Source organism: Roseateles sp. P5_E11, from assembly GCF_054049355.1.
Genome location: NZ_JBFUMO010000594.1, coordinates 1 through 3,468, shown reverse-complemented (window position 1 = coordinate 3,468; position 3,468 = coordinate 1). Strand labels below are relative to the sequence as shown.

Annotated in this window: 2 protein-coding genes and 1 pseudogene; 1 reads left to right on the top strand and 2 read right to left on the bottom strand. The window is 69.1% G+C overall.

The window, feature by feature from the left end; all coding sequences use genetic code 11:
• Positions 1 to 12 precede the first annotated feature (12 nt).
• Positions 13 to 1,401, top strand: a complete 1,389-nt coding sequence (fumC, locus tag ACXJKR_RS27560) for a class II fumarate hydratase (protein WP_457325537.1) — start codon at positions 13 to 15, stop codon at positions 1,399 to 1,401.
• Positions 1,402 to 1,409: 8 nt separating this feature from the next.
• Here the strand turns inward: fumC and ACXJKR_RS27555 are convergent, their stop codons facing one another.
• Together ACXJKR_RS27555 and ACXJKR_RS27550 are read right to left on the bottom strand one after the other, a co-directional pair.
• Positions 1,410 to 1,994, bottom strand: coding sequence for a TIGR00645 family protein (locus ACXJKR_RS27555; protein ID WP_457325536.1), 585 nt, complete (start codon positions 1,992 to 1,994; stop codon positions 1,410 to 1,412).
• 49 nt (positions 1,995 to 2,043) lie between these two features.
• A pseudogene (locus ACXJKR_RS27550) lies at positions 2,044 to 3,468 on the bottom strand (hypothetical protein); the annotation flags it as partial.

Below are 3,468 nucleotides of genomic sequence, written 5' to 3'. Positions count from 1 at the left end.
GTGAGAACCGTCATGAGCAGCACCCGCATCGAGCACGACACCTTCGGCCCCATCGAAGTGCCAGCCGACAGGCTGTGGGGCGCGCAGACGCAGCGTTCGCTGCAGAACTTCGACATCTCCGGCGAACGCCAGGCGCCCGAGCTGATTCGCGCGCTGGCCAAGGTGAAGCGGGCGTCGGCCGTCGTGAACCGTGGGCTGGGGCTGCAGGACCAGGCCAAGACCGAGGCCATCGTCGCCGCGGCGGACGAGGTCATCGGCGGCCTGCACGCGGACGAGTTCCCCCTGGTCGTCTGGCAGACGGGCTCAGGCACGCAGACCAACATGAACGTCAACGAGGTGCTGGCCAACCGCGCCAGCGAGCTGCTGGGCGGCGAGCGGGGCGAGGGGCGGCTGGTGCATCCCAATGACGACGTGAACCGCAGCCAGAGCAGCAACGACGTCTTCCCGACCGCCATGCATGTCGCCGCCGTGCAGGCCTTGCAGGAGCGCCTGCTGCCGCCGCTGCGCGCGCTGCGCACGACGCTGCAGCAGAAGGCCGAGGCTTTCGATGACATCGTCAAGATCGGCCGCACCCATCTGCAGGACGCCACGCCGCTGACGCTGGGGCAGGAGATCTCGGGCTGGGTGGCGCAGCTGAACCACGGTGAGCGGCATGTGCTGGCGGCGCTGCCGCATCTCTACGAACTGGCTCTGGGCGGCACGGCGGTAGGCACCGGGCTGAACGCGCCCAAGGGCTATGCCGAGCAGGTCGCGGCGGAGCTGGCGCGACTGACGGGCCATGACTTCGTCACGGCGCCGAACAAGTTCGAGGCCATGGCCTCCTGCGACGCCCTCGTCCACGCCCACGGCGCATTGAAGACGCTGGCCGCCAGCCTGACCAAGATCGCCAACGACGTGCGCTGGCTGGCCAGCGGCCCGCGCAGCGGCATTGGCGAGMTCAGCATYCCSGAGAACGAGCCKGGCTCGTCCATCATGCCSGGCAAGGTCAACCCGACSCAGAGCGAGGCGGTGACCATGCTGGCCGCCCAGGTCATGGGCAACGACGTGGCCATCAACATCGGCGGCGCGTCGGGCAACTTCGAGCTGAACGTCTTTCGCCCGATGGTCATCCACAACTTCCTGCAGAGCGCACGCCTGCTGGCCGATGGCATGGCCAGCTTCAACAGGCACTGTGCCGTCGGCATCGAGCCCAATGAGGGGCGCATTGCCGAGTTGGTGGCGCGCTCACTGATGTTGGTGACGGCGCTCAACACGCATATCGGCTACGACAAGGCCGCCCAGATCGCCAAGAAGGCGCACAAGGAAGGCAGCAGCCTGCGCGAGGCGGCGCTGGCGCTGGGCCATGTGACGGCCGAGCAGTTCGACGCCTGGGTGGTGCCGGGGCAGATGGTCGGCCGCTGACTGACGCTCTAGTGCTTCTCGCCGTGAGGCGGCTGCGGCAACAGCCGGTCCGTGAAGGCGATGGCCATGGCCGACAGCAGGAAGGCGACGTGGATGATGGTCTGGTACATCAGCGTCTTCTCGGCGTAGTTGTCGGCGTTGATGAAGGTCTTCAGCAGGTGGATGGAGCTGATGCCGATGATGGCCGTGGCCAGCTTGACCTTCAGCACCGAGGCATTCACGTGGCTCAGCCACTCGGGCTGGTCGGGGTGGCCGTCGAGGTCCATGCGCGACACGAAGGTCTCGTAGCCGCCGACGATGACCATGATCAGCAGGTTGGAGATCATCACCACGTCGATCAGCCCCAGCACGACCAGCATCAGGATCGTCTCGTTGAGCTTGCCGGGAATCGCCTCGCCCTTGTAGCCAATGCTCTTGACCAGGATTTCAAGCGCATGCTGGTCGCCGAACGCCGCCTCGATCAGGTGCACCAGCTCGGTCCAGAACTGGAAGACGTAGACGGCCTGCGCCAGGATCAGGCCCAGGTAGAGGGGCAGTTGCAGCCAGCGGCTGGCGAAGATCAGGCGGGGCAGGGGGCGCAGCGGGGCTGTCATGGAAGTCCGGGGTCGGCGAAGAACGCGCGGATTCTAGGGACAGGCCGTGTCAGCGGCGCTGCAGTGCGATGTCGAGCTTTTGCAGCGGCAGTTTGGAATACGCCGCCACATCGGGCTGAGCCTTGAAGGCCTGGCGCGCCTGGGCTGCCAGAGCGAGCGCACCAGGGCGGTCGCCTGCGGCCAGGGCGCACAGGCCCGCCTGGGCGCGCAACCAGGCGGGCCGGGGTGAGTTCGGGTTGCGGTCACGCAGGAGGTCCTCGGCCTGGGCGACGAGCTTGTCGCGCCCGGCCCCGGYGCGGCCCTGGATGCAGTCCAGCTGGGCAGCGACGGCCTCGCTGGTGAAGCGCTCGGGTGGCAGGTCAGGCGTGGACCCGGGCGACAGGCCCTGCACGGCGGCCGCGGCTTCGGCCGGTCGACCCAGGTCGAGCAGGATCTGGGCTTTGACCCAGGCCAACATGGCGCGCGAGGTCGGTGTAGGCGACGCGGCCTCCAGCTTGAGCAGGCCTTCCTGAGCATCCCCCGCTGCCGTCAGCCACAGCGCGAAGCGCGCCAGGTCACCGGGCTGGTCCAGCGGCCGCATCTGCCCATCGCGGATGAGCTTCTGCCAGTAGTCGCCCACCTCGTGGCCTTGGGTGAATATGGCGCCCACGGCGGCGGCAAAGATGTCGGATGCGGTCCATTGCAGGCGCTGCCAGTACCGGGGCGGCCGGCCTTCCGAGGATGCCGGAAAGCTGGAATGCAGAAAGGTCCACGCCGACTGGATATCGCCGTGGATGTAGGCCAGGCGGCTGCGCGCCAGGTTCAGGCGCAGTTGCAGGGCTTGCGGTGGCTCCGGCTGGACTTCGATCAGGGCCGTGGCCGAGTCGGCGGCCTGCTGGGCATCCGCATGGCGGGCCAGGCCCGCCTGGTAGCGGGCCAGCGCAAATTCGGTCTGGATGACGCGGGCCTCGATGACCGCCTGGCCGCCGCGTGCATTCAGGTTGCGCACGACGGCGTCGATGAACGGCGCCGCGGCCTGTGCGCGCCCATGTTCGATCAGACTCTGCGCGGCGAGAGATCGCAGCCGATGCACGAGCGGCGATGCGTCCCCGTGCGCGCTGAGCGCCAGCGCGACGCTGCGCTCCAGATGGGCGTCGGCCTCGGTGGGCTGGTCTGCCCGCTCCGCCATCTCGGCGCGCAGCACCTGCGTGCGAGCCGGCGCCGTCGAGCTGGCGGGCTGTGCCGGCAGCATGGGCTCAACCTCCTGCAGCGCGGCCTGCGCCGCCTTTGCACGGCCGGCGGACCAGGCAGCCTGCGCCATCGAGGCCAGCGCCTCGGCGCGCAGCAAGGGATCACCGCCTGCCAGCTTCAGCGCCTCTTGCGCGGCAGCATCGGCCTCGGCCCAGCGGCTGGCCGCCAGCCAGGCCTCCGCGGCCAGCAGCCGTGCCGCCGCCAGCGCCTGCCGGCCGGCGTCCGCGCGTTGCAAGGCTTCGAC